Genomic DNA, 24,082 nt, shown 5'->3' on the forward strand with positions numbered 1-24,082 from the left:
TCAGTCCTCCCTGGCGCGGGTGGTGACGAATTCGATCTGCTTCTCGTAGGGCGCACCCACGATCAGGCGTTCGACGTAGAGGCCGGGCAGGTGGATCGCATCCGGGTCCAGCGTGCCGACCGGCACCAGTTCCTCGACCTCGACCACGGTGTGGTGGCTGGCCGTGGCCACCGGCGGATTGAAGTTGCGCGCGGTCTTGCGGAACACCAGGTTGCCGGCGGTGTCGGCCTTCCATGCCTTGACCAGCGACAGGTCGGCGCGGATGCCGCGCTCCATCACATAGCGCTTGCCGTCGAACTCGCGCACTTCCTTGCCCTGGGCCACCTGCGTGCCGACGCCCGTGGCGGTGTAGAACGCGGGAATGCCCGCGCCGCCGGCGCGCAGGCGCTCGGCCAGCGTGCCCTGCGGGCAGAACTCCACCTCCAGCTCGCCGGACAGGTACTGGCGCTCGAATTCCTTGTTCTCGCCCACGTAGGAGGCCACCATCTTGCGCACCTGGCGCGTGCGCAGCAGCTTGCCCAGGCCCTGGCCGTCGATGCCGGCGTTGTTGGACACGCAGGTCAGGCCCTGCACGCCGGTGTCGCGCAGCGCGTCGATCAGGCGCTCGGGGATGCCGCACAGGCCGAAGCCACCGGCCGCGACGGTCATGCCGTCGAACACCAAGCCCTGCAGCGCCGCCGCGGCGCTGTCGTAGACCTTGCCCATCAACCCTCTCCCGCCTGCGCGAGGAGGCGCCGGGCCTGCTTGAGATGCGGCGCATCGACCATGCGCCCGTCGACCTGCAATGCGCCGGCGCCAGGCGCGGCGGCGAACGCGGCGACGATCCTGCGCGCGTGCGCCACAGCTTGCGCATCGGGAGTGAAAGCGCGATTGATGATCGGCACCTGCGCCGGATGCAGGGCCAGCATGCCGGTGAAGCCGTCGCGCGCCGCGCGCGCCGCGTAGGCGGCCAGGCCGGCCTCGTCCTGCAGCGCCGGATACACCGTGTCGATGGCCGGCACGCCGGCGGCATGCGCGGCGAACAGCGCCAGCGCGCGCACGGTCTGGTAGGGCGGCGTGTACTGGCCGTCGGCCTCGCGGCTGGTGGCCGCGCCGATGGCCGCCGGCAGGTCCTCGGCGCCCCAGGTCAATCCGAACAGGCGCTCGGCGACCTGCGCATAGCTGCCCAGCTGGAAGATGGCGGCCGGCGTCTCGGTAGCGATGGGCAGAATCGGCACGGGCGCATCGCCCAGATGCGCGGCCAGCGCGCGCACCGTGGCCGCGCCTTCGGCCTTGGGCAGCACCAGCGCATCGGCGCCGTGCGCGGCGGCCAGATCGCGCGCCACGGCGTCGCCGTCGATGGGATTGATCCGCACCAGCACCGTGCCGCCCTGCGCGGTCGCGCGCGCCTGCAGGAACGCGGCCACCGCCGCGCGCGCGGCGTCCTTGTTCTCCGGCGCGACGGCGTCTTCCAGGTCCAGGATGATCGCGTCGGCGCCGCTGGCCTGCGCCTTGGCGAAGCGCTCCGGGCGGTCGCCGGGCACGAACAGCAGCGAGCGCAGTCTCATGCCGGGGCCTGACCCGAGCGCGTCAGCAGCGCGGTGCGCAGGCATTCGCACACCACCTCGTCGCGCTGGTTGAGCATGCGGTGGCGGAAGGTCACCAGCCCCGCCTCGGGCCGCGAGCGGCTGGGCCGCAGGTCCACCACTTCGGTCTGCGCGCGCAGCGTGTCGCCGATGAACACCGGCTTGGGCATCACCACCTTGTCGTAGCCCAGGTTGGCCACCAGCGTGCCCAGCGTGGTGTCGCCCACCGACAGCCCGATCATCAGCGCGAAGGTGAAGGTGCCATTGACCAGAATCTGTCCGAACTCGCTGGCGCGCGCGGCCTCGGCGTCCAGGTGCAGCGGCTGCGGGTTGTGGGTCATGGTGGAGAACAGCAGGTTGTCGGTCTCGGTGACCGTCCTGCGCATCACGTGGTCGATGCGATCGCCGATCGCCCACTGGTCGTAGTGCCGTCCGCCGCTCACGCCGCCTGCTCCTGTTCGATCACCAGCAACACCTTGCCCTCGCTCACCTGCGCGCCGACCTGCACGCTCAGTTCGCGCACCGTGCCGGCGAAGGGCGCCTGCAGGGTCTGCTCCATCTTCATCGCCTCCAGCACCACCAGCGCCTGGCCGCGCGTCACCCGCTCGCCCTGCACCACCTGCACCGCGACGATGCGTCCGGGCATCGGCGCCAGCAGCGCGCCATCGCCGGTCTCGCCCGCCGCGCCGGCCTCGCCCAGCGTCGGCACCGCCACCGGCCAGGCCTGGCCGGCGTCGAACAGCAGCTGCGTGCCCTCCACCGTCACCAGCGCCGGCGCGGGGCCGGCGTGCCACTGCGCCAGGTGGATCGCCTCGCCCACGCGCACCGCCGCGCGATGCTCGCGCGGCGCATTGGCGCGGAAGCCGCGCAGCGCCGTCCACGGACTGCCGTCCGGCGCCGGCAGCAGCGCACTGGCGGCCTGGTCCAGCAGCGCCGGCGGCGGCACGGCCGGCGGCAGCAGCGCGTCCAGATGCCGCGCGATGAAGCCGGTATCGACCTGCCCCGCCACGAACTGCGGATGCGCCGCGGTGCGCGCCAGGAACGCCGCATTGGTGCGCACCGGCCACACCTGCACCTGGGCGCAGGCCTGCGCCAGGCGGCGTGCGGCCTGCGCGCGCGTGGGCGCATGGGCGATGAGCTTGGCGATCATCGGGTCGTAGAACGGGCTGACCTCGCCGCCCTCCTCCACACCGCTATCCACGCGGATGTCCTCGGGCAGACGCAGGCGCTCGAGCGGACCGATCGAGGGCAGGAAGCCGTTGGACGGGTTCTCCGCGTACAGCCGCGCCTCCATCGCCCAGCCATCGATCGCCAGCTGGTCCTGCGCCAGCGGCAGCGCCTCGCCCGAGGCCACGCGCAGCTGCCACTCCACCAGGTCCTGCCCGGTGATCGACTCGGTTACCGGATGCTCCACCTGCAGCCGGGTGTTCATTTCCATGAACCAGATCGCGTCGGCGCGCAGCCCCTGCGAGCCGTCGGCGATGAACTCGATGGTGCCGGCGCCCACGTAATCCACCGCGCGCGCGGCCTTCACCGCCGCGGCGCACAGCGCCTGGCGCGTGGCCGCGTCCATGCCCGGCGCGGGCGCTTCCTCGATCACCTTCTGGTGGCGGCGCTGCAGCGAGCAGTCGCGTTCGAACAGATGCACCACGTTGCCGTGCGTATCGCCGAACACCTGCACCTCGATGTGGCGCGGATTGCTGACGTACTTCTCCAACAGCACGCGGTCGTCGCCGAAGGCCGCGGCGGCCTCGCGCCGGCAGCTGTCCAGCGCGGCGGCGAAGTCGGGCGCGGCATCGACCTTGCGCATGCCCTTGCCGCCGCCGCCGGACACGGCCTTGATCAGTACCGGATAGCCGATGGCATCGGCCTCGCGCTGCAGGCGCGGCGTCGACTGGTCCTCGCCCAGATAGCCCGGCGTGACCGGCACGCCGGCCGCCTGCATGCGCGCCTTGGCCGCGTCCTTGCGCCCCATCGCGCGGATCGACGCCGGCGGCGCGCCCACCCAGACCAGCCCGGCGGCGATCACGGCGTCGGCGAATTCGGCGTTCTCCGACAGGAAGCCGTAGCCGGGATGGATCGCGGCCGCGCCGGTCTGGCGCGCCGCGGCGAGCAGCTTGTCGGCGGACAGATAGCTCTCGCGCGCCGGCGCCGGGCCGATGCACACGGCCTGGTCGGCCTCGCGCACGAACGGCAGGCCGGCATCGGCCTCGGAATACACCGCGATGGTGCGCACGCCCAGGCGCTGGGCGGTGCGCAGGATGCGGCGGGCGATCTCGCCGCGGTTGGCGATCAGCAGGCTCTCGATCATGGGACTCTCCTGGCGATCACATGCGGAACACGCCGAAGCGTGCGGCCTGCGGAATGGGCGCGTTCAAGGTGGCCGAGAACGCCAGCCCCAGCACGTCGCGGGTCCGCGCCGGGTCGATGATGCCGTCGTCCCACAGGCGCGCGGTGGCGAAGTAGGGATTGCCCTCGCGCTCGTAGACCTCGCGGATGGGCGTCTTGAAGGCCTCCAGCTGCTCGGGCGTCCAGCTGGCCGCGTCGCGGTGCACGGTGGCCAGCACCGAGGCGGCCTGCTCACCGCCCATCACCGAGATGCGCGCATTGGGCCAGGTGAACAAAAAGCGCGGGCTGTAGGCCCGCCCGCACATGCCGTAGTTGCCCGCGCCGAAGCTGCCGCCGATCAGCACGGTGATCTTGGGCACGCTGGCGGTGGCCACCGCGGTGACCAGCTTGGCGCCGTGCTTGGCGATGCCCTCGGCCTCGTACTTGCCGCCGACCATGAAGCCGGAGATGTTCTGCAGGAACAGCAGCGGCACCCGGCGCTGGCAGGCCAGTTCGATGAAGTGCGCGCCCTTCTGCGCGCTTTCGGAGAACAGCACGCCGTTGTTGGCCAGGATCGCCACCGGGATGCCCCAGATGCGCGCGAAGCCGCACACCAGCGTGGTGCCGTACAGCGGCTTGAACTCGTGCAGCTCCGAGCCATCGACCAGGCGCGCGATCACCTCGTGCACGTCGTAGGGCGCGCGCACGTCCTGCGGAATGATCGAGTACAGGTCCTCGGCCGGCAGGCGCGGCGGCCGAGGCGGCTGCAGGTCGATGTCCACCGTCTTGGGATGGTTGAGCGTGGCCACGATCTGGCGCACCAGCAGCAGCGCGTGTTCGTCGTCCTCGGCCACATGGTCGACCACGCCCGAACGACGGCCGTGGGTGTCGGCGCCGCCCAGCTCCTCGGCCGAGATCTCCTCGCCGGTGGCCGCCTTCACCAGCGGTGGGCCGGCCAGGAAGATCGTGCCCTGGCCGCGCACGATGATGGTCTCATCGCTCATCGCCGGCACGTAGGCCCCGCCGGCGGTGCAGCTGCCCATCACGCAGGCGATCTGGGCGATGCCCTTGGACGACATCTGCGCCTGGTTGTAGAAGATGCGGCCGAAGTGCTCGCGGTCGGGGAACACCTCGGACTGGTGCGGCAGGTTGGCGCCGCCCGAATCGACCAGGTAGATGCACGGCAGGTGGTTCTCCTGCGCGATCTCCTGCGCGCGCAGGTGCTTTTTGACCGTCATCGGGAAGTAGGCGCCGCCCTTCACCGTCGAATCGTTGGCCAGGATCATCACCTCGCGCCCGCTGACCCGGCCGATGCCGCCGATCACCCCGGCGCCGGGCGCGCTGTCCTCGTACATGCCGTTGGCCGCCAGCGCGCCGATCTCCAGGAAGGGCGAGCCCGGATCGAGCAGGCGGTTGACCCGCTCGCGCGGCAGCAGCTTGCCGCGGGCCAGATGGCGCTCGCGCGCCTGCGCCGAGCCGCCCAGGGCGGCGCTGGCCACGCGCTCCCGCAGCTGCTGGGCCAGGGCGCGGTTGTGCTGGGCATTGGCTTGGCTGGAAGCGGCGTCCAGGTCGATCAGGCTGGTGAGGACAGTCACATCGGGTCTCGTGTTGCGAAACGTGCGGGCACGCGCAGGGTGGCAGCGGCGCGAGGCAAGACGCATCGCGCACTGCACAACGAACGCATCGATGCCCGGCCTGGCGGCGCCGGGCGTGGCCGCCCTCAGGCGGCCTTACGTCCCGCGCCGCTGGCCTGCGCGCGATTGATGGCCAGGGTCTGCACCGCAGTGTATTCGGCCAGGCCTTCCAGCGCGTTCTCGATGCCGATGCCGGACTGCTTGCGCCCGCCGAAGGCCACGTGCGGGGAGAAGGTGTGGATCTCGTTGATCCACACCGTGCCGGCGTCGATGCGCTCGGCCACCTTGCGCGCGGCCTCCACGTCGCGCGACCAGACCGAGGCGGCCAGGCCGTATTCGGTGTCGTTGGCGCGCGCGACCACCTCGTCCACGTCCTTGAACTTCAGCAGCGGCAGCACCGGGCCGAAGGCCTCCTCGCGCACCACGCGGCTGTCGTCGGGCGGGTTGTCGATCAGGGTGATCGGCACCAGGTAGCCGGGCTGGTCGGGGATGTCGCCGCCGAGCAGGAAGCGCAGCTTTTTGGCCTTGGCGTCGGCCAGCAGGTCTTTGAGCTTCTCGAACTGCATGCGGTTCTGGATCGGGCCCAGCTGGGTCTGCGGCAGCGCGCCGTCGCCGACCTGCACGGTCTTGGCGTAGGCCACCAGCGCCTTGGCCAGGTCGTCGTAGATGTCCTCGTGCACGTACAGGCGCTTGGTCGCCACGCAGAACTGCGCGCTGTTCTGGAAGCTCGCCCAGAACAGCTTCTCGGCCACCTCCTCCACGTCCACGTCCGGCAGCACGATGGCCGGGTCGTTGCCGCCCAGCTCCAGGGTGATGCGCTTGAGGTTGCCCGAGGCCGATTCCATGATCTTGCGCCCGGTCGCGGTCGAGCCGGTGAAGCTGACCTTGGCGATGTCCGGGTGCGCGGTGATCCAGGCGCCCAGTTCGTTGCCGCCGGAGACGATGTTGAGCACGCCGTCGGGCAGCACGCCACACAGCAGCTCGCCCAGCTTGAGCGTGGTCAGCGGGGTGTAGGGCGAGGGCTTGAGCACCATGGTGTTGCCGGCCACCAGCGCCGGGGCGATCTTCCAGATCGCCAGCAGCACCGGGAAGTTCCACGGGGTGATGCCGCCGACCACGCCCAGCGGCACGCGGCGCGTCTCCACCCGGCGCGTGCCGGTGTCCTCGACCACGTGCAGCGGTAGCTCCTGCTTGGCGATCTCGTGGCACCAGATCGCCGCGCCGCCGATCTCCCATTCGGCGCCCTGACGCGCCTTGCCCTGCTCCAGGGTGAGCAGCTTCATGAAGTCCTCGGCGTGGCGCTCGATCGCATCGCCGATGCGCGCGACGTAGCGCTGGCGCTCGGCCAGCGGCAGCGCGCTCCACGCCGGGAAGGCGCGCTTGGCCGCAGCCACCGCGGCGTCGAGCTGGTCGCGGCTGGCGTCGGGCACGCGCGCGATCACCTGCTCGTTGGCCGGGTTGATCACCTCCAGCGTCGCGGCCGAGGTCGCGGCCTGGCCGTCGATGGTCAGGGTGTAGTCCTTGAAGAAGTCGATGGGCATGTCAGGTCACCTCAATGCGGGAAGGGGTGCGGAACGGGAAGGAGCGCCGTCAGGCGATGTCGGCCAGCGCACGGCGCATCAGCTTGCCGGTGCTGGTCTTGGGCAGGTCGGGGACGAAGCGCACCGAGCGCGGCACCTTGTAGGCGGCCAGGTGGCGGCGGCAGTGGCTCAGCAGCGTGGCCTCGTCCAGGGCCGCGCCCTGACGGCGCACGACGAAGGCCACGGCGATCTCGCCCTTCTCCTCGTCGGGAAAGCCGGCCACGGCGGTCATCACCACGTCCGGGTGCATGGCCACCACCTGCTCCAGCTCGGCCGGATACACGTTGTAGCCGGCGGTGATGATCATGTCCTTCTTGCGGTCGACCACGAACAGATAACCGTCCGCGTCGGCGTAGGCGATGTCGCCGGTGGCCAGCCAGCCCTGCGCGTCCAGCGCCTGCGCGGTGGCGGCCGGGTTGTTGTAGTAGCCGGTGGTGACCAGCGGGCCGCGCACCAGCAGCTCGCCGGGCGTGCCGGGCGCGGCATCGCGGCCGGGTTCGTCCAGGTCGGCGATGCGCGCCTGCATGCCGGGAAACGGCAGCCCGATCGAGCCGGGCCGCGGCGCCCAGTACGGCGAATGGCTGGTAGCCGGCCCGGCCAGCTCGGTCATGCCCCACAGCTCCAGCAGCGGGCAGCCGAACCTGCGCACCACCGCCTCGAGCTTGGCCACCGGCATGGTCTGCCCGCCCACCGTGCAACGGGTCAGGCTGGACAGGTCGGCGCGGCCGATGTCCGCGTGCGCCAGCAGCTGGTAGTACATGGTCGGCACGCCTTCGAACAGCGTCACCCGCTCGCTGGCGATCAGCGCCAGCGCCGAGCCGGGGTCGAACTTCGGCGTGGCCACCAGCCGCGTGCCGGCCAGGAACATCGCGTTCATCACGATGTTGCCGTACACGTGCGGGAAGGGCAGGCAGGACAGCACCACGTCGTGCTCGTGGCGCACATGCACGGTGGCCGTGCCGGACAGGCTGGCGAACAGGCAGCGATGGGTCAGCATCGCGCCCTTGGGCTTGCCGGTGGTGCCGGAGGTGTAGCCGATGGTGAACAGATCCTCTGGGTCGCGTTCCACCGGCAATCGGTAGACGCCGTCCAGGACCTCGTCGAAGGAATGCGCGCCCTCGGCCCGGCCCAGCGCGATGCGGAGCACCGCCTCATCCAGGCTCACCGCCGCGTTGCGCTCGGCCGGCAGGATCACCGCCACCGCCTGCGCATCGCTGGCCATGTAGGACAGCTCCTGCGCGCTGAGCAGGATGTTGGCCGGCACCACCACCGCGCCGAGCCGCGCGATGGCGTGGTAGGCGGCGATCCACTGCCAGCCATTGGGCAGATACAGCACCACCCGATCGCCGGCACCGACGCCCAGCGCCGCCAGCCCCCCGGCGAAGCGCCCGGCCAGGTCGTCGAGCTGGCCGTAGGTGTACTGGCCCTCGCCGGGCAGGGTCAGGGCCACGCGCTGGCCGAAACGCTCGGCCGCCGCGCGCACCAGATGGGTCATGGTCGGCCGCAGCATGGCCTTCAGGCTCCCGCGCCCTCGGGGATCAGCACCGCCTTGAGCACCTCGCCGGATTCGGAGGCGTGTGCGGCCGCGTCGATCTGCGACAGCGGGTACTTGCGGATCAGCCGATCGAACGGGAAGCGGCCCTGCTTCCACAGGTCCACCAGCTGCGGGATGAACACGTCCGGCACGCTGTCGCCCTCGATGATCCCGCGCACCGTGCGGCCGAACAGCAGGCCGTTGATGTCCAGCGACACCTCGGTGCCCAGCGGCGCCACGCCGATGATCCCGCACACGCCGGTCAGGCGCAGGCTGTCCACCGCCTGGCGCAGCACCTTGGGCAGGCCGGTGCATTCGAGCGAGTACTGCACGCCCTCGCCGGTGATGGCCTGGATCGCGGCGACCGCGTCCTCGCGGCCGTTGATCGCATGGGTGGCGCCCAGTTCCTTGGCCAGGGCCAGGCGGCCTTCGTTGAGGTCCACCGCGATGATCGTGGTGCAGCCCACCACCTTGGACGCCATCACCGCGGCCAGGCCGACCGAGCCGGCGCCGAAGATCGCGATCGAGGTGCCCGCGCCGGGCTTGAGCGCATTGATCACCGCGCCGGCGCCGGTCTGGATGCCGCAACCCAGCGGGCCCATGATCTCCACCGGCACATCGTCGGGGATCTTCACCACGTTGCGTTCGGTCGCCAGAGCGTATTCGCCGAAGGAGGACTGGGCGAAGAAGTAGGCGCTCACGCGCTGGCCGTGCGCATCGCAGCACGGACTGGAGCCATCCGGTCGGCCGCCGCTGAAGTTGCGCCCGTACAGGTCCGGGCAATAGCCGTACAGGCCCTTCTGGCAGTTCGCGCAGACCCCGCAGCTGGCATAGCTGAGCACCACGTGGTCGCCCGGCTTGACCTTGGTCACCCCCGCGCCGACCTGTTCGACCACGCCCGCGCCCTCGTGCCCGAGCACGGCCGGCAGCGGCGTGGGGAAGTACTGGTCGCGCACCACCAGATCGGTGTGGCACATGCCCACGCCCAGGATCCGCACCAGCACCTCGTTGTCGCGCGGCGCCTCCAGCTGGATCTGCTCGATGGCGAAGCTGCCGCCCTGCTCCCGCACCACTGCCGCCTTCATCGTGACCATCGATCAAGCTCCGTCGAGATGGCCGGGCAGCGCCCGACCGTGGCAGGCACGCTACAAAGAAGGCCTGCCGCCCGACACGGCCGGCGGGGACAAAGAACCGCGGCCGGCCTATCCACCGTGCTGGCGCGACGCAACAAAGATCCGCGCTCGGTCGCCTGCGCGTCGCATGCGCCTTCTACAATCGCCCGATGCTCGACGCACTCGCCACGCTGTGGCACGACATCGCGGACATCCCGCACCTGAAGACCTACCTCACCACCGCCTGGGTGGTGTACCTGCTGGTGCTGGCCGGCTGGATCATCCTGCAGAAGCGCGAGCCGGCGGCCACGCTCAGCTGGCTGCTGTCGCTGGCCGCCCTGCCCTACATCGGCTTCCTGATCTACTTCGCGCTGGGCCCGCAGAAGATCAAGCGCCAGCGCCTGCGCCGCCACCGCTCGCGCGACGGCATGGACGCGCACGAGGCGATCTGCCCGCCCGACCAGCTGTGCACCGAGCTGGCCCTGCTCGGCCAGGCGGTGACCGGCCTGCCGCCCTCCTCGGCCACGCGCGCGGACCTGCTGGTCGATGGCGCGGCCACCTACGAGGCGCTGTTGGCGGCCATCGCCGCCGCCACCAACCACGTGCACCTGGAGTACTACATCTTCGAGCGCGACCGCACAGGCACGCGCGTGCGCGATGCGCTGATCGAACGCGCCCGCGCCGGCGTGCGCGTGCGCCTGCTGCTCGACGCGGTCGGCGCCGGCAAGGCCAACCGGCGCTTCCTCAAGCCGCTGCTGGACGCCGGCGGCGAGCAGTGCTGGTTCCACCCGACCCAGTTCAAGCCCTTCAGCCGGCCCTGGGTCAACCTGCGTACGCACCGCAAGATCGTGGTGATCGACGGCACGGTCGGCTTCGCCGGCGGCATCAACATCACCGACGAGGAGAACGACGCCCTGCGCGCCGACGCCTACCGCGACCTGCACCTGCGCGTGGAGGGCGAAGTCGTGCGCGGCCTGCAGCAGGTGTTCGTTGAGGACTGGATCTACGCCAGCGGCCAGGGCCGCGCCGACTTCGCCGGCACCGTGCTGTGGGCGCCGAAGGAAGACGCGCCACCGGGCGAGATTCCCGTGCAGGTGCTGACCTCCGGGCCGGACTCGGACTGGGAGGCCATCCACCGCCTGCAGGTCGGCGCGATCCACGACGCCGACGAGCGCGTCTGGCTGGTGACGCCCTACTTCGTACCCGGCGAGGCGGCGATGATGGCGCTGACCTCGGCCGCGCTGGCCGGCCTGGACGTGCGCCTGCTGGTACCCAAGCTCAGCGACTCGCGCTTCGTCACCTATGCGGCGCGCTCCTACTTCGACGAGCTGCTGGCCGCCGGGGTCAAGGTCTACGAATACGGTCCGCGCATGCTGCATACCAAGGCCCTGCTGTGCGACGAGCGCCTGGCCGTGCTGGGCAGCGCCAACTTCGACCACCGCAGCTTCCGGCTGAACTTCGAGGTCGGCCTGCTGTTCCGCGACGAGGGCTTCGGCCGCCGCCTGGCCACGCTGCTGGAAGGCGAGTTCGCCAGCGCCACGCCCGTGCACAACGCCCGCAACCGCTCGCTGTGGCGCAACCGCCTGCCCGAGGCCCTGGCCCGCCTGGCCTCGCCCCTGCTCTAGCGCGGCCGCAGCGCCCGCCGCGCACACGGGACGGTAGAATCCAGGCCGTCCTCCCGGCCTGCGCGGTATCCCATGTACTGGCTCTTTCTGCTGCTTTCGCTGGGCGCGATGGGCGTGGCCCTGCGCACCACGTCGATGGCGCTGATGGTGGTGATGCTGCTGGCCGCGCTCGGCCTGCTGGTGGCCTGGGCGCTGGGCTGGTACGCCGCCCGCGCCGGCAACGGCAGCGCCGATGGCCGCGGCATGATCGACCCGGTCGAACTGCACCGCCTGCGCGAGCAGGCCAAGGCGCGCAAGGCCGCCGAACAGGCCCCCACCGCGGATCCGCGCAATGGCCCCTGAGCCGCATACCGCCCTGAGCGTCAACGTCAACAAGATCGCCGTGCTGCGCAACTCGCGCGGCGGCGAGGAGCCCGACGTGCTGCGCGCCGCCCGCACCTGCCTGTCGGCCGGCGCCCAGGGCATCACCGTGCACCCGCGCCCCGACCGGCGCCACATCACCGCCGAGGACGTCATCGCCCTGGCCACGCTGACCGCGCAGTTCCAGGTCGAATTCAACGTCGAGGGCAATCCCTTCGCGCCGCCCAGGCCCGGCTACCCCGGCCTGGTCGCGCTGTGCGAACAGGTCCGGCCGGCCCAGGTCACCCTGGTGCCCGACGCCGACGGCCAGCTCACCTCCGACCACGGCTTCGATTTCGCCCGGGACGGCGCGCGCCTGGCGCCGCTGGTGGCGCAGTTCAAAGCGCTGGGCTGCCGCGTCAGCCTGTTCGTCGATGCCGGCTGCCGCGAACTGGCGCAGGCCGCCGCGATGGGCGCCGACCGCATCGAGCTGTACACCGGCCCCTATGCCGAAGCCTGCGCCGCAGGCACCCCGCAGCCGGAGCTCGACGCCTTCGCCGCCACCGCCCGCGCCGCGCAAGGCTTCGGCCTGGGCGTCAACGCCGGCCACGACCTGAGCCAGGACAACCTGGGCCTGTTCCTGGACACCGTGCCCCACGTGCAGGAAGTCTCCATCGGCCACGCCCTGATCTCCGAGGCCCTCTACGACGGCCTGGACACCACCGTGCGCCGCTACCTCGCGATCACCGGCGCCGCGGCGCAGTCCTGACACGGCAAAGCACGCGCTCCACGATCCCAGCGCGACCTGCGCACAGCCTTGAATCGGTAACCACGCGGCTTTGATGGCGGCAGCGTGGCGCGGCGGACGGATCGAGACTTCTTCGAGTCGAAGTCCTCAGACGTGACGCGCGCGGCAGCGGGCCGGCGGGCGGTGGCCGCGACGAGCGAGGCAGGATGCCGAGCGCCCGAATCAGGGCAGGATGCCCTGATTGAGGGATAAGCGGACGCCGCCCGCCGGACCGCTGCCCCCCACCGAAGCCAGCAAGCGCACACGCTGCGATCGTCGATCACGAGAAGACCCGAAGAAGCAAACCCATCGGCGCGGCGCAGTCTGCGCAAAACATCGAACTGACACGGAGAATTCACGAGGCTCAGCAGCACGACAGCCTGTCGCACCAGCCTGCTGCACCAGCCGCCACCTCCCACAAGGCGACGACTGGTGCAGCCCTTCCCCCAACCCAAGGGGCGCGTCACGTGGATCGCAGCTCCAGTAAACCCTGAGGCACGCGCCGCGACAAATTCCGAGCACGCATGAGCTCATGGCAAACCGCGCGACTCAGTCGAGCCTGACCATCCGCCTGCCGAACTTCTTCCCGTCCAGCACATCCGCCAGCGCCAGACTCATGCGATCGGGCGCAAGATCCGCGCTTTCGATCCGCTGACGCGGGTGTTTTGCTGCACGCTTCATCACCTCGATGGGCCGGCGCCCTTCAGAACGCCGGCAACACCGCGCCCTTGTACTTGGACGCGATGAAGGCGCGCACCTCCGGCCCGGTCAGCGCCTTGGCGAGCTTCTGCACGCGCGGATCGTCCTTGGCGGCGGGCAGGCCGACCAGGAAATTGACGTAGGGCGAGTCGCGGCTCTCGATGGCCAACGCATCGCGCGTGGGGTCCAGGCCCGCGTCCAGCGCGTAGTTGGTGTTGATCAGCGCCAGGTCCACCTGGTCCAGCACGCGCGGCAGCATCGCCGAATCCAGCTCGCGGAACTTGAGCTGCTTGGGGTTGGCCACGATGTCGCGCAGCGTGGACAGCGGATTGCCCGGATCCTTGAGTTTGATCACGCCGAACTTGTCCAGCAGGATCAGCGCCCGGCTGTTGTTGCTGGGGTCGTTGGGAATCACGACATCGGCGCCGTTGGGAAGCGCATCGAGCGACTTGAAGCGCCGCGAATACGCACCGAACGGCTCGATGTGCACGCCGACGATGGTCTGCAGATCGGCGCCGCGATCCTTGTTGTAGGCCGCCAGATACGGCTCGGTCTGGAAGTAGTTCACGTCGATGTGCCCTTGCACGACCTGGTCGTTGGGCTGGACGTAGTCGTTGAAGACCTTGATGTCCAACGTCACGCCTTCCTTGGCCAGGAGCGGCTTGACGACCTCCAGGATCTCCGCGTGCGGCACCGCCGTGGCGGCGACGGTGAGCGGCGCGCTGTGCGCATCACCGGTGGAGGGCGTGCCGTTGCCGCAGCCGGCCAGCGCCAGGGTGGTCAGCACGCCAAGGAGTCGCAGGAGGTTCATGGAGATTCCAGGGTTGAGGGGGAAGATCTCAGCGATGGTTGAAGCGCGCGGCCAGGCGCTCACCGGCGACCTGGACCAGCTGCACCATCGCCACCAGCAGCACGACGGTGACCACGGCCACGTCGGTGTGCGAGCGCAGATAGCCCTCGCGATAAGCCAGGTCGCCCAGACCGCCCGAGCCGATCGCACCGCCCATCGCGGTGAAGCCGATCAGCGCGATCGCGGTGACGGTGGCGCCGGCGATCAGGCCCGGCAGCGACTCGGGCAGCAGGACGCGCAGGATCAGCTGGCGCGTGGTCGCGCCCATCGCCTGGCTGGCCTCCAGCACGCCGCGGTCCACTTCGCTCAAGGCCGATTCCACCAGGCGCGCGTAGAACGGCGCGGCGCCCACCACCAGCGGCAGGATGGCGCCCTTGACGCCCAGCGACGTGCCGGCCACCCACAGCGTGATGGGGATCAGGCAGATCATCAGCAGGATGAAGGGCACAGAGCGCAGCACGTTGACCACGAAGGCGACAACGGCGTTGAGCGCCGGTCGCGCGCCTGGCTGCTGGCGCCCGGTCAGGAACAGCACCAGCCCCAGCGGGATGCCCACAGCCAGCGTCAGCGGGAACGCGAGCCCGAGCATCACCAGCGTGTCCTTCAGCGCAATGGCGATCTCGCCCCACTTCTGCGCATCCAGATGCGAGAACCAGCCGGCCGGCAGCAGCCCGATCACGGCGTCACCGCCTGGGCGTGGACGCCCTGCTCGGCCAGCCGCTGCACGACCGCGTCGCTCAGCTGCGCATCCACCGACAGCGTGACCTGGCCATACGGCAGGTGCTTGAGCGTATCGACGCGGCCGGAGGTGATGAAGTACTCGGCGCCCAGCGCGCGCAAGGTCGCGCCCAGCACCGGGGAATGGACCTGCTCGCCCACCAGGGTCACCCGCAGCAGCTGCTGCCCCTCGCCAGCGCGGATGCGCTCGACTCCGGCCGCATCGTCGTTCAGGAAGGTCCGCGTCGTCGGATGCTGCGGATGCAGGAACACCTCGCTGACCGCACCCTCCTCCACCACGCGGCCGCCATCCAGCACGACCACGCGGTCGCAGATGCGGCGCACCACTTCCATCTCGTGGGTGATCAGCACGATGGTGAGCCCGAGCTCGCGATTGAGGTCGGACAGCAGGTCCAGCACCGAGGCGGTGGTCTGCGGATCCAGCGCACTGGTCGCCTCATCGCACAGCAGGATCGAAGGGCCAGTCGCCAGCGCGCGCGCGATGCCGACCCGCTGCTTCTGCCCGCCGGACAGCTGCGCCGGATACGCCGTGGCCTGCTGCTCCAGCCCGACCCGCGCCAGCAATTCGCGCACCCGCGCCTGGACCTGGGCCTGCGGCAGGCCCGCCAGGCGCAGCGGAAACGCGACATTGCCCGCGGCGGTCTGCGCGCTGAGCAGGTTGAAGTGCTGGAAGATCATCCCGATCCGGCGTCGCAGCGCGATCAGCGCGGCCTTGGCCTTCGGGTCCACGGCCTGCCCTTCGACCAGCACCGCGCCCGAGGTCGGCGTTTCCAGGCCGTTGATCAGGCGCAGCAGCGACGACTTGCCGGCGCCCGAGTGGCCGATCACGCCCAGCACCTCGCCACGGTGGACTTCCAGATCGATGCCGCGCAGGGCGTGGATCTCGCGGCCGCCGCTGCGGTAGGACTTGCTGACGTGCTGGAAGGAGATCACGGGCTGCGCAGGCGTAAGGGCCGGAAAGTAGAAGGGCGAAATTTCATTCTGGCAAATGGTCCGTGGTGATGTGCTGATATCCCGGCGGGGCTCGACGCCCATGCATCGCATCGCGTCTCTTGCCGCACACCCGGCGGGAACAGATCCGACCGGACGCAACTTGCAGCAGCGCGCCGCAAAAACGACGACGCCGCCCCTTGCGGAGCGGCGTCGAAGCGAATTGGCGAACGAAGCCGATCGATTACTGCTGCATGAAACCGATCTTCATCATCTGCGCGTTCTTGGCGGCGGCGAGCACCTGGGCCATCGTCTCGTACTGGGAGTCCGGGTTGGCGTCGATGCGCAGCTGCGGCTGGTTGGTCGGATCCTTCTGGACCTCGTTCTCCATCATGCTCTGCAACGCGCTCACGGCCACCGGATTGTTGTTCCAGTAGATCGTGTTGGACGCGTCGATCCGCAGGTCGATCGGCGGCGGCGGCTCTGTCGTCGGCGGCGGGGTCTGCGACCGCTGCGGCAGGGCGACGTCGATCGGGTAGGTCATGATCGGCGCGGTCACGATGAAGATGATCAACAGCACCAGCATGACGTCGATCAACGGCGTCACGTTGATCTCGGCCATGGCGCCCTTGCCACTTCCACTGCTAAAGGCCATGGATCAGCCCCCCTTCTTCGGCTTCGTGGAAACGAACCCGACGTCCAACATGCCCTGACCCTGCGCGATGCGGGTGATCTCGTTGATCGTGGACATCTTGGTGGTCTTGTCGCCACGCAGGTTGATCGACGGCTGCGGCGTCTGCTGGGCCGCCGAGGAGAAGCGCGACTCGAGCACGTCCTTGGTGACCGGCTCGTCGTTCCAGTAGATCGAGCCGTCCTCGGTGACCGCGATGTTCACTGGCGGCGCACGCTTGGCCAGTTCGTCCGGGTTCGGCAGGAAGGTGGTCTCGGGCAACTGCACCTTGACCTTCTGCTGCATCAGCGGCGTGGTGATGATGAAGATGATCAGCAGCACCAGCATGACGTCCACCAGGGGCGTCACGTTGATGTCTACCATGGGGCCGCCACTGCCGCCCCCGCTACTGAATGCCATGTGGCCTCCGGATACCTGTCGGTAAGTTCGTGTCTAGGCCGGATCAGCGCACGCGGGCGCCGGTGGCGAAGAAGTCGTGCAGGTCGTGCGCGAACGTGTCGAACTTGGCGATGGTGGTCGCGTTGAGCTTGCTGAAGAAGTTGTAGGCGAACACGGCCGGGATCGCGACGAACAGACCGATGGCGGTCATGATCAGCGCCTCACCCACCGGGCCGGCCACCGCGTCGATGCCGGCGTTGCCGGTGGCGCCGATGCGGATCAGGGCGCCGTAGATGCCCCACACCGTACCCAGCAGACCCACGAACGGGGCGGTCGCGCCGACGGTCGCCAGCCAGATCATGCCGCTCTGGATCTTGGTGCTCTCGCGGGTGACGGCCTGGCGCAGGGCGCGGTCGACGAATTCCGAACGGCTCAGCGTCTCACCGGCACCGGTGGACTCGGCGCGCTGGTGGTGCGCGGCGGCCTGGGCGGCGTCCAGGGCGATCTTGGAGAACGGCTCGTTACGCGGCTGCTCTTCCATCACGCGGATCGCGTCCTGCGCGTTGGGGGTTTCCCAGAACGCGGTGGTCACGCGGTCGGCCTGCGAACGCAGACGCACGGCCTTGATGATGTTGACGATGGTCCAGTACCAGGAACCGGCCGACATGAAGACCAGCGTCAGCAGCACCACCCACGACACCACGAAGGCGCCCGGGTTGGAGGTCATTTCGTGGATCAGGTGGGAGAAGCCCATCTGGTTCAGGGCAGCAGCGGCGTTGTTGCCCCCCGAAGCGGCGGCGATCAGAGTTTCCTGCAGCATGACGCTTACCTTTGTTGAAAATTGAATGGAGAGGTGGTGGTGACGCTAAATGGGTGAAACGGGTCCGGCTCAGCCGCCCATGCTGAAGTCGACCGGGACGCGGACGCGACCGGCCACCTTCTGGCCATTGGACTGGCCGGCGTTGAAGCGCCACTTGCGTGCTGCTTCCATCGCGGCGCGGTCGAGATCGCGGTTGCGACTGGACTTCTCGACCGAGACGTTGGTGACGTTGCCACTGGCATCGACATCAATGATCAGCACCACGGTGCCCTCGATGCCCGAACGTGCGGCCGACGGCGGGTAGCGCGGCGGATTCATGTTCTTGGACGAGATGTCCACGCTGGCGCCGATGTCAGGCGACGGGGCCGGCGGAGCGGGCGGGGCAGGCGGGGTGTAGGTATCCACCGGACGCGGATCGGGCACTTCCACGGGCGGGGCTTCCGGCGGCGGCGGGACCGGCGTCGGCTTGGGCGGGGACAGCTCCTTGACCGGCGGCGGCGGGGTGTCCTGCTTCGGCGGCGGCGGCGGCGGAGGGGGCGGCGGCGGCGGCGGATCGACGATCTGCACCAGCATCTTCTGCTCCTCCTCCTTCTGGGCCGGCGGTGCGACGGCGGGAATCAGCAGCAGCAGGAAGACCGCGACATGCAGGGCGATGACGAAGGCATAGCCGATGATGCGCGACCAGTTCAGACCGGAGTCTTCTTCCTGATCCTTGTAACGGTTGATGACAAGTTGTTCAGCCATGCGCCAGTGGACTCGATGGAAACGGGGTGTGCGCCGCGACGCACACCGATGTCGGTTCGTAGGATTCCACCGCGAGAAAACGCAGGGGAATCGTGAGCTTAACCCAATCCTTCACCGCTTTCATAGCAGTTATCCACTGCTTTGTAAGCGCTTCCAAGCGATCACTTGGAGCCGATGATCGCCTTCGCGTCCTGCGGTTTTTTGACCCCCTTGTCCAGCGCCGACTGAGCGGCCTTCTTGGCCTCGGCGGGACGATTCTCCTGCATCAGGACACGCGCGAGATTGAGATACGTCTCGCCGGTGGTGTCCAGAGGTGCCGCCTTCTGCCAGGCGTCGATAGCCTGAGCGATCTGGGGCGGTTCCGAATAGTAGTACGACTGGGCCAGGATCTGATACACCTCGAGGTTCGGCTTGAGGATGCCCTTGGCCAGGCCGTCGTTGATGACCTCGATGGTGTCCTTCTCGTGCTTGTCCATGTTGGAGAAGGTCGCGTACAGCTGGCGGTATTCCTTGTCCGTGGTCAGCTGGCCGGAGGCGCGCAGCTTGTTGAGGATCTCGGCGGCCTTTTCCGGCTGGTCGTTCTGCGAGTAGACCACCGCCAGGTTCATCTGCGCGGTCTTGTCGTTGGGCGCCTTGGCGGCCATGTCCTGGGCGAGCTTGAGCGCCTCGCCGGACTGGTTGCTGGCCTCGTAGCTGGCCATCAGCACCTGGCTCCACTGCGGCTTGGGATCCGACGAGGTGGCGATGGCCTGCTTGAGCGGCTCGATCGCCTCGGCGTAGCGCTCGGCCTGGTACAGGGCCTGGCCCTTGAGCGCCAGGTCCTCGGGCTTCTTGGACTTGGTCTCGGCCAGGTACTTGTCCAGCGTGGCCAGGCCGTCGGCGTACTGCTCGTCCTGCAGCTGCAGCTGGGCCAGCATGAACATGGCCTGGTAGTGGCCGTTGTTGTCCAGCGCGTTGAGGTCGATGGCCTGCTTGAGATAAGCCTTAGCGGCGGCCTCGTCGTCGGTGCTGTAGGCGGCCTGCGAGGCGATCTGCGCGGCCAGGGCCTTGTCGTAGTCGTTGGAATCGGGGCTGGCGATCAGCGCATCGGCATCGGCACGCGCCTTGGCCCAGTCCTGATCGTTGTAGGCCTTGATCATCTTCTCGGCCATCGGGCCGCCCTTGCGCGAATTCTTGCCTTCCGGCGCGACGCGGGTCGCATCCGGATAGAGCACCTGCTGCTTGGCGTCGTCGCCCTTGTTGCGGCCGGCGCGCTCACGCGTCTGCTGGGCCGAGGCTTCGACGGACACCGTGCCGGCCAGCAGGCCGATGACGGCCAGGGACAGCAGGGCACGCTTGGGGGTGCGCAACAACATGGATCACCTCGTGTGGATCGGTCTTGCGTGAGTGCGGGGGGCTGAACAGCAGGCCAACAAGTGACCGGGTCGGCGAAACTAGCAGAATCGCCAGCGCAATGTGTGCGGATTTCGTTGTCCCGGGCCTACAAATGGCCGGTTTCGCTGTTCAACCGCAGCGGGGCTTGCGGCCGGCGGCGCGCGCGGCCTCGTAATCGGGCACCAGCGTGTCGGCGCGCGTGGACAGTTCGCGGATGCGCGACTGCGGATCGGGATGGGTGGAGAGCCACTGCGGCGGGCGGGCGCCGCCGGCGGAGAGCATGTTCTGCCACAGGTTCACCGCCTGGCGCGGGTCGAAGCCGGCCTGCGCCATCAGCCGCTGGCCGACCACGTCGGCCTCGCTTTCCTGGCGGCGCGAGTTTGGCAGCAGGAAGCCGGCGTTGGCCGCCATGCCGCCGCCTTCGGTCACCAGCTGGCCATAGTCGCCGGCCAGCGCGCCGAGGATGGCCAGCGCCTGCGAGGTGCGGACCTGATTGGTGATGCGCTCGTCGAAGTGATGTTCCACGACGTGGCCGATCTCGTGGCCGATCACCGCCGCCAGCTGGTCCTGGTTCTTGGCCACGGTGAAGATGCCGCTGTTGACGCCGACCTTGCCGCCGGGCAGGGCGAAGGCATTGGGCTCCTTGTCCTCGAACACCGCCGTTTCCCAGGCGATGCCGCGCTCGCTGGCCGGAAGCTGGGCGACCAGGGCGTTGACCACGCAGCGCACATAGGCGATCTGCTTGGGGTCCTTGCTCAGCGGCTGCTTCTGCTTGGCCTCGGCGAAGGCCTGGGCGCCAAGCTGGTCCAGCTCGGCCTGGGAGACGGCGCCGACGTTCTGCCGGCGGCCGGTCGAGGAGGTCGTGGTGGCGCAGGCCGCCATCAGCGCGGCCATCAGGCCGGCACAGAGCGGGGCGAGCAGGGCGCGGGGACGGCGGGTCATGGGGCGGGAGTCTTGCCGGGGTCGGGTGACGCCCTTGTCAAGCGCGGCACACTCAGGCATCGATCCCGAACAGCAGCAGCATGCCGATGGCGAAGGCGTTGTTGAGCGCATGCGCCAGCACCGCGGCCCACAGCGAGCCGGTGCGCCGGTAGACCCAGGCGAACGCGATGCCCATGCCGGTGTAGACCAGCCACAGCGGCGCGGCGGCGATCAGCGGCTTGCCGCCCAGGATCGGCGGCTCATGCATCAGGGCGAACAGCACGCCGCTGAGCACCATGCCCAGGCGCGGCCAGCCATCGCGCCACAGGCGCCGGAACAGCACGCGCCGGAACAGCACTTCCTCGTACAGCGGCGCCAGCACCACCGCGAACAGCACCAGCAGCAGCGGATGGCGGCCCACGGTGCCGCGCACCAGCTCCAGATTGCTCGGCTGCAGGGTCTCCTGGAAGGCGGCGGCGAGCTGGGCCCCGACGATGCTGCAGGTGATCGTGGCCGCGGCGGTGAACAGCACCAGCAGCCAGGTCGGGACACGGCGCAGGGCGGCGGCGGCGGCCTGGCGCTCGCCCTTGCGCGCCGGGGCGCGCCAGGCCATCGCCAGCAGCGCCGTGCCGCCGACGGACAGCACGCTCATGGCCATCACCGCCAGCGGGCCGGGCCGGCCGATGGCCTGCATCATCGCCGCCGCATCGGCCGGCGCCGTGCCGTGGACGGCCAGCATCAGCCCGCGCCAGAAGCCCCAGGCGACCGCGCCCACCAGCGAGAGCAGGGCGAACAGCACGCCCATGATCAGCACTTCCAGCCCGAACCGGCGCAGCGCGGACGCCAGGGGCAGGGGAGCCGGGACCGCCGCCGCGGGCAGCGGCGGTGGGGCGCCGGGCAGGGCGGGCGCCTCCGTGCGCGCGTTCGTCACGGCGTCAGATGTCGAGATTGGTGACCTTGAGGGCGTTGGCGTCGATGAACTCGCGCCGCGGCTCGACCACATCGCCCATCAGCGTGCTGAAGATCTCGTCGGCGGCCACCGCGTCCTCGATCCGCACCTGCAGCATGCGGCGCGTGTCCGGGTTCACCGTGGTATCCCACAGCTGCTCGGGGTTCATTTCGCCCAGGCCCTTGAAGCGCTGGATCTGGCGGCCCTTCTTGGCTTCCTCCAGCAGCCAGGCCCGGCCTGGGCGAAGCTGGAGACTTCCTGGCTGCGGGTGCCGCGCTGGATCTGCGCGCCTTCGCGCACCAGGCCGTACAGCTGGGCGGCGACATCGCGCACCGCGCGCAGTTCACCGGTCTCGAACGAGGACAACGGCAGCACCTGGGTCAGCTCTTCGCCCATGTGGCGGCGATGCGAGAGCAGGGCCGCCGGACGCTGGTCGTTGGCCGGCTGCAGCTCCAGAGTGTAACGAGGACTACCGATGCTGCTGCTGTTGAGGGCCGCTTCCAGCTTGCCCAGTTCGCTGCGCAGGGCATCGTCGGCCAGGCCGACTAGCGCATCGACCGGCGCGGCGTCGATCAGCGCCTCAAGCAGCGTGGTGTCGAAGCGATGGGCGTTGCGGCCGATCGCCTCGCGCGCGTTGGCATAGAGGATCAGCAGCCTTTCCAGCACTTCGCCGGAGATCGACGGCTCGCCGGTGGCCGGAATCAACGAGGCGCCTTCGACGGCGCTGTTGGCCAGGTACGCGTTGAGCGCCGCGTCGTCCTTCAGGTACAGCTCCTGCTTGCCCTGCTTGAGCTTGTACAGCGGCGGCAGGCCGATGTAGACGTGGCCGCGCTCGATCAGCTCGGGCATCTGCCGGTAGAAGAAGGTCAGCAGCAGAGTGCGGATGTGCGCGCCGTCCACGTCCGCGTCGGTCATGATGATGATGCGGTGGTAGCGCAGCTTGTCCGGGTTGTACTCGTCCTTGCCGATGCCGGTGCCCAGCGCGGTGATCAGCGTGCCGACCTGATCGGAGGAGAGCATGCGGTCGAAGCGCGCGCGCTCGACGTTGAGGATCTTGCCGCGCAGCGGCAGCACCGCCTGGTTCTTGCGGTTGCGGCCCTGCTTGGCCGAGCCGCCGGCCGAGTCGCCCTCGACGATGAACAGCTCGGACAGCGCCGGATCCTTCTCCTGGCAGTCGGCCAGCTTGCCGGGCAGGCCGGCGATGTCCAGCGCGCCCTTGCGGCGGGTCAGGTCGCGCGCCTTGCGCGCGGCCTCGCGGGCGCGGGCGGCATCGACGATCTTGCCGGCGATGGCCTTGGCCTCGTTCGGGTTCTCCTGCAGGAATTCCTCCAGGCGCGCGCCGAAGGCGTTCTCGACCGCCGGGCGCACGTCCGAGCTGACCAGCTTTTCCTTGGTCTGGCTGGAGAAGCTGGGGTCGGGCACCTTCACAGACAGCACCGCGATCATGCCTTCGCGCATGTCATCGCCGGTCAGGTTGATCTTGGCCTGCTTGGCGATGCCGTTCTGCTCGATGTAGGTGTTGAGCACGCGGGTCAGCGCGCCGCGGAAGCCGGCCAGGTGGGTGCCGCCGTCCTTCTGCGGAATGTTGTTGGTGAAGCAGTACATCGTCTCCTGGTAGGAGTCGGTCCACTGCAGCGCCACCTCCACGGTGATGCCGTTGTGCTCGCCGGTCACCGAGATCACGTTGGGGTGCAGCGGGGTCTTCAGCTGAGCCAGGTGCTCGACGAAGCTGCGGATGCCGCCCTCGTAGTGGAAATCGTCGCGGCGGCCCTCGCCGCGCTCGTCGGCGAGCACGATCTTGACGCCGGAATTGAGGAAGGACAGCTCGCGCAGGCGCCGGGCCAGGATGTCGTAGTGGAATTCCACGTTGTTGTGGAAGGCCACGACCGAGGGCCAGAAGCGCACGGTGGTGCCGCGCTTGGTGGTCTCACCCAGCTGCTGCAGCGGGGCCACGGCCGCGCCGTTGCTGAATTCCTGCTGGTAGTGGGCGCCGTTCTGGAACACGTCCAGCAGCAGCTTCTCCGACAGCGCGTTGACCACGCTGACGCCCACGCCGTGCAGGCCGCCGGAGACCTTGTAGCTGTTGTCGTCGAACTTGCCGCCGGCGTGCAGCACGGTCATCACCACCTCGGCGGCGGAGACCTCGCGGCCCAGCTTGGCGCTCATCTGCGCGTGCTTGCCGACCGGGATGCCGCGGCCGTTGTCGGACACCGACACCGAGCCGTCGGCGTGGATGGTCACGGCGACATGGTCGGCATGGCCGGCCAGGGCCTCGTCGATGGAGTTGTCGACGACCTCGAAGACCATGTGGTGCAGGCCGGTGCCGTCGTGCACGTCGCCGATGTACATGCCGGGGCGCTTGCGCACCGCCTCCAGGCCTTCCAGGGCCGTGATGCTGTTGGCGTCGTAGTTGCCGTTCTGGCCGGGAGTGGTCGGCGGGTTCTGCTCGGTCATTCGCGTGTCGATTGCCTGCACGGCCGGTCC

General features: G+C 69.4%; 22 protein-coding genes and 1 pseudogene. 3 read left to right on the plus strand and 20 right to left on the minus strand.

What is annotated here, in order from left to right; all coding sequences use genetic code 11:
* From ACFJIT_RS16475 to ACFJIT_RS16510, 8 genes are all read right to left on the minus strand, one after another.
* Positions 1-705: a CoA transferase subunit A gene (locus ACFJIT_RS16475; RefSeq protein WP_205954216.1), complete on the minus strand. Its 705-nt coding sequence runs from the start codon at positions 703-705 to the stop codon at positions 1-3.
* The gene (locus tag ACFJIT_RS16480; RefSeq protein ID WP_379654304.1) at positions 705-1,547 is read right to left on the minus strand and encodes an HpcH/HpaI aldolase/citrate lyase family protein; all 843 of its coding nucleotides are present in this window, start codon (positions 1,545-1,547) and stop codon (positions 705-707) included. The genes ACFJIT_RS16475 and ACFJIT_RS16480 overlap by 1 nt, the downstream gene beginning before the upstream one ends.
* Positions 1,544-2,008: a MaoC family dehydratase gene (locus ACFJIT_RS16485; protein WP_379654305.1), complete on the minus strand. Its 465-nt coding sequence runs from the start codon at positions 2,006-2,008 to the stop codon at positions 1,544-1,546. The genes ACFJIT_RS16480 and ACFJIT_RS16485 overlap by 4 nt, the downstream gene beginning before the upstream one ends.
* Entirely contained in the window at positions 2,005-3,876 is a 1,872-nt protein-coding gene (locus tag ACFJIT_RS16490; protein ID WP_379654306.1) for an acetyl/propionyl/methylcrotonyl-CoA carboxylase subunit alpha, read from the minus strand. The genes ACFJIT_RS16485 and ACFJIT_RS16490 overlap by 4 nt, the downstream gene beginning before the upstream one ends.
* Positions 3,877-3,892: 16 nt before the next feature.
* Positions 3,893-5,488, minus strand: coding sequence for a carboxyl transferase domain-containing protein (locus tag ACFJIT_RS16495; RefSeq protein ID WP_379654307.1), 1,596 nt, complete (start codon positions 5,486-5,488; stop codon positions 3,893-3,895).
* 125 nt (positions 5,489-5,613) lie between these two features.
* A complete protein-coding gene (locus tag ACFJIT_RS16500) occupies positions 5,614-7,068 on the minus strand; it encodes an aldehyde dehydrogenase family protein (protein WP_379654308.1) in 1,455 nt (484 codons plus the stop codon).
* A gap of 49 nt (positions 7,069-7,117) precedes the next feature.
* The gene (locus tag ACFJIT_RS16505; RefSeq protein WP_379654309.1) at positions 7,118-8,617 is read right to left on the minus strand and encodes an AMP-binding protein; all 1,500 of its coding nucleotides are present in this window, start codon (positions 8,615-8,617) and stop codon (positions 7,118-7,120) included.
* Positions 8,618-8,622: 5 nt separating this feature from the next.
* Positions 8,623-9,735, minus strand: coding sequence for an NAD(P)-dependent alcohol dehydrogenase (locus ACFJIT_RS16510; RefSeq protein WP_379654310.1), 1,113 nt, complete (start codon positions 9,733-9,735; stop codon positions 8,623-8,625).
* 188 nt (positions 9,736-9,923) lie between these two features.
* Between ACFJIT_RS16510 and cls the strand changes: the two genes are divergently transcribed.
* The 3 genes from cls to ACFJIT_RS16525 all read left to right on the plus strand — a co-directional run bounded on the left by cls (position 9,924) and on the right by ACFJIT_RS16525 (position 12,486).
* Positions 9,924-11,378, plus strand: coding sequence for a cardiolipin synthase (gene cls / locus ACFJIT_RS16515; RefSeq protein ID WP_130520383.1), 1,455 nt, complete (start codon positions 9,924-9,926; stop codon positions 11,376-11,378).
* Between the two features lie 72 nt (positions 11,379-11,450).
* A complete protein-coding gene (locus ACFJIT_RS16520; protein ID WP_130524135.1) occupies positions 11,451-11,720 on the plus strand; it encodes a hypothetical protein in 270 nt (89 codons plus the stop codon).
* On the plus strand, positions 11,710-12,486 hold the full coding sequence (locus ACFJIT_RS16525) for a pyridoxine 5'-phosphate synthase (RefSeq protein ID WP_379654311.1): 777 nt from the start codon (positions 11,710-11,712) through the stop codon (positions 12,484-12,486). Before ACFJIT_RS16520 ends, ACFJIT_RS16525 begins: the two co-directional genes overlap by 11 nt.
* A 567-nt stretch (positions 12,487-13,053) precedes the next feature.
* Here ACFJIT_RS16525 and ACFJIT_RS16530 read toward each other — a convergent pair.
* The 12 genes and pseudogenes from ACFJIT_RS16530 to gyrB form a co-directional block, all read right to left on the minus strand.
* A complete protein-coding gene (locus ACFJIT_RS16530) occupies positions 13,054-13,185 on the minus strand; it encodes a hypothetical protein (RefSeq protein ID WP_379654312.1) in 132 nt (43 codons plus the stop codon).
* Between the two features lie 22 nt (positions 13,186-13,207).
* Positions 13,208-14,014, minus strand: a complete 807-nt coding sequence (locus ACFJIT_RS16535) for a MetQ/NlpA family ABC transporter substrate-binding protein (protein ID WP_379654313.1) — start codon at positions 14,012-14,014, stop codon at positions 13,208-13,210.
* Positions 14,015-14,042: 28 nt separating this feature from the next.
* Complete coding sequence (locus ACFJIT_RS16540) at positions 14,043-14,729, minus strand: methionine ABC transporter permease (RefSeq protein WP_379655790.1); 687 nt, start codon at positions 14,727-14,729, stop codon at positions 14,043-14,045.
* Positions 14,729-15,724: a methionine ABC transporter ATP-binding protein gene (locus tag ACFJIT_RS16545; protein ID WP_379654314.1), complete on the minus strand. Its 996-nt coding sequence runs from the start codon at positions 15,722-15,724 to the stop codon at positions 14,729-14,731. Before ACFJIT_RS16545 ends, ACFJIT_RS16540 begins: the two co-directional genes overlap by 1 nt.
* 241 nt (positions 15,725-15,965) lie before the next feature.
* Positions 15,966-16,376 carry a biopolymer transporter ExbD gene (locus ACFJIT_RS16550; protein ID WP_130520376.1) on the minus strand — a complete coding sequence of 137 codons (411 nt, stop codon included), beginning with the start codon at positions 16,374-16,376 and terminating at the stop codon, positions 15,966-15,968.
* A 3-nt stretch (positions 16,377-16,379) separates the two neighbouring features.
* Positions 16,380-16,811: a biopolymer transporter ExbD gene (locus ACFJIT_RS16555; RefSeq protein ID WP_130520374.1), complete on the minus strand. Its 432-nt coding sequence runs from the start codon at positions 16,809-16,811 to the stop codon at positions 16,380-16,382.
* A 43-nt stretch (positions 16,812-16,854) separates the two neighbouring features.
* Positions 16,855-17,610 carry a TonB-system energizer ExbB gene (gene exbB / locus ACFJIT_RS16560; protein ID WP_130524139.1) on the minus strand — a complete coding sequence of 252 codons (756 nt, stop codon included), beginning with the start codon at positions 17,608-17,610 and terminating at the stop codon, positions 16,855-16,857.
* Positions 17,611-17,679: 69 nt separating this feature from the next.
* The gene (locus ACFJIT_RS16565; protein ID WP_171044570.1) at positions 17,680-18,240 is read right to left on the minus strand and encodes an energy transducer TonB; all 561 of its coding nucleotides are present in this window, start codon (positions 18,238-18,240) and stop codon (positions 17,680-17,682) included.
* A gap of 275 nt (positions 18,241-18,515) precedes the next feature.
* A complete protein-coding gene (locus ACFJIT_RS16570; RefSeq protein WP_130520367.1) occupies positions 18,516-19,709 on the minus strand; it encodes a heme biosynthesis protein HemY in 1,194 nt (397 codons plus the stop codon).
* 148 nt (positions 19,710-19,857) lie between these two features.
* On the minus strand, positions 19,858-20,670 hold the full coding sequence (locus ACFJIT_RS16575; protein ID WP_379654315.1) for a M48 family metallopeptidase: 813 nt from the start codon (positions 20,668-20,670) through the stop codon (positions 19,858-19,860).
* A gap of 52 nt (positions 20,671-20,722) precedes the next feature.
* Positions 20,723-21,580: a CPBP family intramembrane glutamic endopeptidase gene (locus tag ACFJIT_RS16580; protein WP_379654316.1), complete on the minus strand. Its 858-nt coding sequence runs from the start codon at positions 21,578-21,580 to the stop codon at positions 20,723-20,725.
* A 4-nt stretch (positions 21,581-21,584) separates the two neighbouring features.
* Positions 21,585-24,052, minus strand: a pseudogene (gyrB, locus tag ACFJIT_RS16585) (DNA topoisomerase (ATP-hydrolyzing) subunit B).
* Positions 24,053-24,082 lie beyond the last annotated feature (30 nt).

The sequence above is a fragment of the Pseudoxanthomonas sp. UC19_8 genome (assembly GCF_042700505.1).
In the GTDB taxonomy this organism is placed as follows: domain Bacteria; phylum Pseudomonadota; class Gammaproteobacteria; order Xanthomonadales; family Xanthomonadaceae; genus Pseudoxanthomonas_A; species Pseudoxanthomonas_A winnipegensis.

Coding starts and splice junctions, on each gene's coding strand:
- ACFJIT_RS16520 (WP_130524135.1), top strand. CDS start 11,451: ATGTACTGGCTCTTTCTGCTGCTTTCGCTGGGCGCGATGGGCGTGGCC.
- ACFJIT_RS16575 (WP_379654315.1), bottom strand. CDS start 20,670: ATGACCCGCCGTCCCCGCGCCCTGCTCGCCCCGCTCTGTGCCGGCCTG.
- ACFJIT_RS16505 (WP_379654309.1), bottom strand. CDS start 8,617: ATGCTGCGGCCGACCATGACCCATCTGGTGCGCGCGGCGGCCGAGCGT.
- exbB (WP_130524139.1), bottom strand. CDS start 17,610: ATGCTGCAGGAAACTCTGATCGCCGCCGCTTCGGGGGGCAACAACGCC.
- ACFJIT_RS16570 (WP_130520367.1), bottom strand. CDS start 19,709: ATGTTGTTGCGCACCCCCAAGCGTGCCCTGCTGTCCCTGGCCGTCATC.
- ACFJIT_RS16555 (WP_130520374.1), bottom strand. CDS start 16,811: ATGGCATTCAGTAGCGGGGGCGGCAGTGGCGGCCCCATGGTAGACATC.
- ACFJIT_RS16535 (WP_379654313.1), bottom strand. CDS start 14,014: ATGAACCTCCTGCGACTCCTTGGCGTGCTGACCACCCTGGCGCTGGCC.
- ACFJIT_RS16510 (WP_379654310.1), bottom strand. CDS start 9,735: ATGGTCACGATGAAGGCGGCAGTGGTGCGGGAGCAGGGCGGCAGCTTC.
- ACFJIT_RS16550 (WP_130520376.1), bottom strand. CDS start 16,376: ATGGCCTTTAGCAGTGGAAGTGGCAAGGGCGCCATGGCCGAGATCAAC.
- ACFJIT_RS16475 (WP_205954216.1), bottom strand. CDS start 705: ATGGGCAAGGTCTACGACAGCGCCGCGGCGGCGCTGCAGGGCTTGGTG.
- ACFJIT_RS16530 (WP_379654312.1), bottom strand. CDS start 13,185: ATGAAGCGTGCAGCAAAACACCCGCGTCAGCGGATCGAAAGCGCGGAT.
- ACFJIT_RS16525 (WP_379654311.1), top strand. CDS start 11,710: ATGGCCCCTGAGCCGCATACCGCCCTGAGCGTCAACGTCAACAAGATC.
- ACFJIT_RS16490 (WP_379654306.1), bottom strand. CDS start 3,876: ATGATCGAGAGCCTGCTGATCGCCAACCGCGGCGAGATCGCCCGCCGC.
- cls (WP_130520383.1), top strand. CDS start 9,924: ATGCTCGACGCACTCGCCACGCTGTGGCACGACATCGCGGACATCCCG.
- ACFJIT_RS16480 (WP_379654304.1), bottom strand. CDS start 1,547: ATGAGACTGCGCTCGCTGCTGTTCGTGCCCGGCGACCGCCCGGAGCGC.
- ACFJIT_RS16500 (WP_379654308.1), bottom strand. CDS start 7,068: ATGCCCATCGACTTCTTCAAGGACTACACCCTGACCATCGACGGCCAG.